Consider the following 6,037-nt stretch of genomic DNA (forward strand, 5'->3'; position numbering starts at 1 on the left):
AGCTTTCTGAGTCCTCTGTGTACCACTTGTCGTGGACCGCAGGAATCGAAGCGTTGATTTATCGGGATTTTCCAAGCTGCTCAAGCAGTTGGGTGAGTTCTGGCGGAGAGAGGGGGATTCGAACCCCCGATAGGCTGTTAACCTATACACGCTTTCCAGGCGTGCGACTTAAACCGCTCATCCATCTCTCCGGGAGCCGAGGATTATAGCAGAGTTCGTGCGTCGCTCCGCCACCCATCCGCACGCCAAGCGAGCGTTAGGAATTCACCCGCCACCGTGCCGCAAGATTCCTTTCATCGAAGCCAACAACACACGCCAGTGATCGACCTGCCGGCGTTGAAACAGCATCAACTCGAACCCGTGCCGGGCCACATGCTCCCGAGGAATCGTATCCCACCCACGATGCTCGACCGTCACACGAGTTTCATCGCCAACCGCTTCGAAACACACGTCGAGATACGTAGCCTGATCAGCGGCAAACGTCGCCTGCCGCCAGGTCAACGCGAGCCGATGCCCAGGCTCCCAAACATTGATGCGGCCCACTTCGAACTCCGTGCCATCCTCGAACGTCGCCACGAGCCGCCCGCTCTCTCCCGGTTCGAACGCTAACCGTCCATCGCCGCGCGGCGTGAGCGCGAACAGCGGATTGGGCACCCACCATCGCCCGATCTCCTGCGTGAAAGCCTCGAACGCCCGAAGCGTCGACACCCCGACCCGAAGCGAGACGATGACCGAAGCTGTCATCGATTCCCCTTTTCGACATGTGCCTTGAACGCGGACAATTGCGCCGCCCACATCGCTTCCGTACCGGCAACCCAGCGCTTCAATTCCGTCATGGCGCCATCCTTCAACGAATACACGCGCACGCGCGCATCGAATTGCGGATGCATTTCATCGACCAGTCCGGACGCCTTCAAGAGCCGTAAATGCCGGCTCAACGCAGGCGGCGATAGCGAGAGCGCGCTCGCCAATTCGCCGGCGCTGCGCGGCCGCTCGCCGAGCAACTCGATGGCGCGGCGCCGGTTCGGATCGGCAAGCGCCGCAAAGATTCTGTCGACAGCGGCTGTCAATCGAGCCGAGTCCGCGTAGTGAATCCGCTCGCCTTGTCCCACTCTTCAGGCGTCATCTTTTGGACGGTGACGCTGAAGGACCAGATGTGGCCCTCGACATCCTTCGCGCGATATGCCCGATCGCCGTAAAACTGCGTCTCCGGCTCCATGAGAATCGCCGCGCCGGCTGCGCGTGCACGGGCGCAATGCGCGTCGATATCTTCGCCCTGCGCGAGTTGGACATGAACGGATTGCGTGTTCTTGCCACCGATCGAGCGCGGGCTCTTGTGTTCCTCGCTCCATTCGCTCCCTATCATCAGGACCGAATCACCATACGACATTTCAGCGTGCGCCAGATTGCCGTCGCCATCGAGGATGACGAACAACGGCTCGAACCCGAATGCCGTCTCGAGCCAGCGATAAGCCGCCTTCGGATCCTGATAAGACAGTGCACTCGACAGCCCCTTCGGCCGATAAAGATCACTCATGTCAGTCCTCCTTTTCTCGTCGCCTGGATGCCACTTGCAAATACTGGCAATATTTAACCAAAAACGCAAGTAAATGTCGCATACGCGCGACGACATAAAGGCCGTGCCGCCCTTCACTACGCTCAACACGCTATGGCCGTCGAATGTAATCGACGAGCGCCAGGGTATGGGCGTCGGGCTTTCGGTCCAAAAGACTGACGCCGATCGTCGCGATAAACCCCGCCGGCACGCCGAACACGCCCGAGCTGATCGGCTGGATGCCGAACCACCGCGCCCCGGCCACGCCCGTCAGTTGAGCAAAATAGGGATGCGTCGACACGATGTAGTAAATGCAAACCGCAAGCCCCGCTACGATTCCGGCCACCGCGCCGCGTTTCGTCGCGCGCTTCCAGAAAACGCCGAGCACGAGTACGGGGAAGAAACTGGACGCCGCAAGCGAAAACGCCGCCCCCACGAGAAACAGGATGTTGCCTGTGTTCAGCGAGGCGACATATGAAGCCAACAACGCCACACCCAGCAGCAAGATCTTCGACAGCGTGACGCGCCGCTGCGTTGAAGCAGCAGGGTCGATCATGGAGTAGTAAAAATCGTGCGAGAGCGCGTTCGCGATCGTCAGCAGCAGTCCGTCGGCCGTCGAAAGCGCCGCGGCCAGCGCGCCCGCCGCAACGAGGCCCGAAATCACATACGGCAAACCGGCAATTTCCGGTGCCGCCAGCACGACCATGTCCGGCTGCATGCGCACTTCGGACCAGCGCACGATGCCATCGCCATTCGTATCGGCAATGTTGATCATCGTCGGATCGACGCGATGCCATTGCACGACCCATGACGGCAGATCGGCAAATAACCGTCCAACCAGGTGAGTCATCACCTCGTGTTTGATCAGAACGGAAAGCACCGGCACGCTCACATAAAAAAGCGCGATAAAAAAAAGCGTCCACCCGACAGAGCGTCGCGCCGACGCGACGGAGGTCGTGGTGTTGTAGCGAACCAGGATGTGCGGCAAGCTCGCCGTGCCCAGCGAAAGACACAGTAACAGCGAGAGGAAATTGCGCTGGTGGATGCGGCGCTCGTTTTCATTGGCGGCGGAGAACGGCTCCTGCATCGGCACCGGATCCGTTGCGCGCGCAAGCAAGTCGTTTCGTGCCCGGGTCCACGTTGCGCGTGCAGCGGCCGGGTCGCGCGGAAATGCGCCTAATGCCGCCTCGAGTTCGTGAATCTCGCGCAGTGGGCCGTTGCGCCGGCGCAGCGCGTCGAGTTCGCGCGCCAAGTTCGCCTTCCCGTCGAGATATGAGCCCGGTAAGGCGGCAATCTGCGCATCGATCTGCGCGGCGCGCTCTCGATACCACGAGCGAACGCTGCGTTCTTCGCGTGCGTCGCGCGCCTGCTGCTCGAGCGTCTGAATACGCTCCATCAGACGACCGTAGGTCAATTGCGGCACCGGCCCCAGTCCGTCCTTCAGGGCAATCATCGAGACGGGCACGAGCATCGCGCTGATCAGGATGACGTACTGTGCGACCTGAGTCCAGGTGACGGCCCGCATGCCGCCGAGAAACGAGCACACGAGTATGCCGGCCAGTCCGCACGCGATGCCGATCGCAAAGTCGACCCCGATGAAGCGCATGGCAATCAGCCCCACGCCTTGAATCTGGGCGACGAGATAGACGAACGAGCAAAGAATCGCGGAGCCCGCTGCAAGCCCGCGCACGAGGTTGCTCGAATACCGCGTGCCGAGAAAATCGGGAATCGTGTAGCGGGCGAGCTTGCGCACGTAAGGCGCCAGCAGAAACGCCACGAGGCAAAAGCCGCCGGTCCATCCCATCAGGTAGGCGAGGCTGTCGTAGCCGGTCGCGTAAAGCGAGCCGGCCAGACCGATGAAGGATGCGGCCGAGAGCCAGTCGGCAGCCGTCGCCATGCCGTTGAAGAAGGCCGGCACACGGCGCCCGGCCACGTAGTACTCGACGACATCGGACGTGCGGCAAAGCAAGCCGATCACGGCATAGACGGCGATCGGCAGAAACAGAAACACGTAGCCCACCCATGGGCCCGCGCCTAGCGCACGCTCGATGCGCCACATCAAGTAGATGAAGACGAAGAAGCCGACCGTGTAAAACGCGTATGCCTTGCTCAGGCGACCGACGAGCTTCATGGCGTGCGGTCTCGCGCATCGTCGAGGGTCTCGGCCTCTATCGCTCGTCGCATCGTACGGTCGGCCATGCCCATCGCCACGATATAGACGACGATCAACGCCAGATAGATCACGATCGCGCCTTGCGCACCCAGATAGAAAGGCAGGCTGAAGCCGGCGAAGCGCAAACCCGCCAGCTCCCGCGCAAAAAGCGGTACGACGAACGATACGCTAAAGCCCATCGCCATCAGCACGGCGATGAGCGCGAGATTGAAGCGCCAATAGCGCCGATGCGCGCGTGCAAGCGCGCTCGACATCGATCGAGGCTCGACTGGCTCGGAAACAGCCGTTTCGGGAAGACGTGGCGCAACCATGCGCCTATGTATCAAAAAGGCGCGGCACGGGCAATCGGGATTGTCCGTGCCGCGCCCGGCATCTGCGTCAAACTGCCGCTGACCGCGGCACGATGACCAACGTCAACGCACCTCGGCGAGCTGTTCGAGAATGGCGGGATTTTCGAGCGTCGAGACGTCCTGCGTGATCGCCTCGCCCTTGGCCAGCGAGCGCAGCAAGCGCCGCATGATCTTGCCCGAGCGCGTCTTCGGCAGGTTCTCGCCGAAACGGATCTCCTTGGGCTTGGCGATCGGACCGATCTCCTTGCCCACCCACGCGCGCAGCTCGTTGGCCAGCTTCAAGGCCTCCTCGCCTTCAGGGCGCGTGCGCTTGAGCACCACGAACGCCACCACCGCTTCGCCCGTCGTGTCGTCCGGACGCCCCACCACCGCCGCTTCCGCCACCTGCGGATTGGCCACCAGCGCCGATTCGATCTCCATCGTCCCCAGCCGGTGCCCCGACACGTTCAGCACGTCGTCGATGCGGCCCATGATCGTGAAGTAGCCCGTCGCCTTGTCGCGCACCGACCCATCGCCCGCCAGATACAGCCGCCCGCCCAGCTCCTCCGGAAAGTAGCTCTTCTTGTAGCGCTCCGGATCGCCCCAGATCGTGCGGATCATCGCCGGCCACGGCCGCTTGACCACCAGGATGCCGCCCTGCCCGTTCGGCACATCCTGCCCCGTCTCGTCGACGATCGCCGCCATGATCCCCGGCAGCGGCAGCGTGCACGAGCCCGGCACCAGCGGCGTGGCGCCCGGCAGCGGCGTGATCATGTGCCCGCCCGTCTCCGTTTGCCACCACGTATCGACGATCGGACAGCGCCCACCACCCACGTTCTCGTGGTACCAGACCCACGCCTCGGGGTTGATCGGCTCGCCCACCGTGCCGATCACGCGCAGCGACGACAAATCGTAGCGCTTCGGGTGCACCGCCGCGTTGGCTTCGGCCAGCTTGATCAGCGAGCGGATCGCCGTGGGCGCCGTGTAGAAGATGCTGACCTTGTGCCGCGCGATCATGTCCCAGAACCGCCCGCCGTCCGGGTACGTCGGGATGCCTTCGAACATCACCTGCGTCGCGCCGCACGCCAGCGGCCCGTAGGCGATGTACGTGTGCCCCGTCACCCAGCCGATATCGGCCGTGCACCAGAACACGTCCTGCGGCTTCAGATCGAACGTCCACTTCATCGTCTGCGCGGCCCACAGCAAGTAGCCCCCGGTGCTGTGCTGCACGCCCTTGGGCTTGCCCGTCGAGCCCGACGTGTACAGCACGAACAGCGGATGCTCCGCGCTCACCCACTCGGGCTCGCACGTGGGCGCCTCGCCCTGCGTGATCTCGTGCAGCCACAGATCGCGCCCGGCCTGCCACTGCACCGCGCCACCCGTGCGCCGGTACACGATCACGCTTTTCACCGCCTCGCACCCGCCCATCGCCAGCGCCTCGTCCGCGATGTTTTTCAGCGGCAGCGCCTTGCCCCCGCGCATCTGCTCGTCGGCCGTGATCAGCGCCACCGCGCCCACATCGACGAGCCGCTCGTTGAGCGACTTCGACGAGAACCCGCCGAACACCACCGAGTGCGTCGCACCGATGCGCGCACACGCCTGCATCGCCACCACGCCTTCGACCGACATCGGCATGTAGATCACGACGCGGTCGCCCTTTTCGATGCCGCGCGCCTTCAATGCGTTGGCCAGTTGGCACACGCGCTGCAGCAGCTCGCGGTAGGTCACGTTCGTCACCGTACCGTCGTCGGCTTCGAACACGATCGCCGTTTTCTCGGCGTTGCCGAGCTCGATTTGCCGATCCAGGCAGTTGTACGACGCATTCAGCTCGCCGTCTTCATACCAGGTGTAAAACGGCGCATTCGATTCGTCGAGCACCTTCGTGAACGGCTTGTGCCACGACAACGTCTCGCGAGCGAGCTTCGCCCAGAATCCTTCGTAGTCGTGCTCCGCGTGCTCCATCAGCGCGCGGTACGCGTC

6 protein-coding genes and 1 tRNA gene are annotated in these 6,037 nt (G+C 63.1%); all 7 read right to left on the reverse strand.

Going from position 1 to position 6,037, the window contains the following annotated elements; genetic code table 11:
- Positions 1-100: 100 nt before the first annotated feature.
- Positions 101-191: transfer RNA gene (locus ACO1XS_RS23820), tRNA-Ser, on the reverse strand.
- 73 nt (positions 192-264) lie between these two features.
- On the reverse strand, positions 265-744 hold the full coding sequence (locus ACO1XS_RS23825; protein WP_486391877.1) for an SRPBCC domain-containing protein: 480 nt from the start codon (positions 742-744) through the stop codon (positions 265-267).
- Complete coding sequence (locus tag ACO1XS_RS23830) at positions 741-1,070, reverse strand: ArsR/SmtB family transcription factor (RefSeq protein WP_331566651.1); 330 nt, start codon at positions 1,068-1,070, stop codon at positions 741-743. Before ACO1XS_RS23830 ends, ACO1XS_RS23825 begins: the two co-directional genes overlap by 4 nt.
- Positions 1,067-1,537 carry a VOC family protein gene (locus ACO1XS_RS23835; RefSeq protein ID WP_486391878.1) on the reverse strand — a complete coding sequence of 157 codons (471 nt, stop codon included), beginning with the start codon at positions 1,535-1,537 and terminating at the stop codon, positions 1,067-1,069. The genes ACO1XS_RS23830 and ACO1XS_RS23835 overlap by 4 nt, the downstream gene beginning before the upstream one ends.
- A 130-nt stretch (positions 1,538-1,667) precedes the next feature.
- The gene (locus ACO1XS_RS23840; RefSeq protein WP_486391879.1) at positions 1,668-3,686 is read right to left on the reverse strand and encodes a sodium:solute symporter family protein; all 2,019 of its coding nucleotides are present in this window, start codon (positions 3,684-3,686) and stop codon (positions 1,668-1,670) included.
- The gene (locus tag ACO1XS_RS23845; RefSeq protein ID WP_481580666.1) at positions 3,683-4,039 is read right to left on the reverse strand and encodes a DUF4212 domain-containing protein; all 357 of its coding nucleotides are present in this window, start codon (positions 4,037-4,039) and stop codon (positions 3,683-3,685) included. The genes ACO1XS_RS23840 and ACO1XS_RS23845 overlap by 4 nt, the downstream gene beginning before the upstream one ends.
- A gap of 102 nt (positions 4,040-4,141) precedes the next feature.
- Positions 4,142-6,037 (reverse strand): acetate--CoA ligase (acs, locus tag ACO1XS_RS23850; protein WP_486391880.1); only part of this gene is annotated, 1,896 nt, incomplete at its 5' end.

It is taken from the genome of Trinickia sp., from assembly GCF_057351765.1.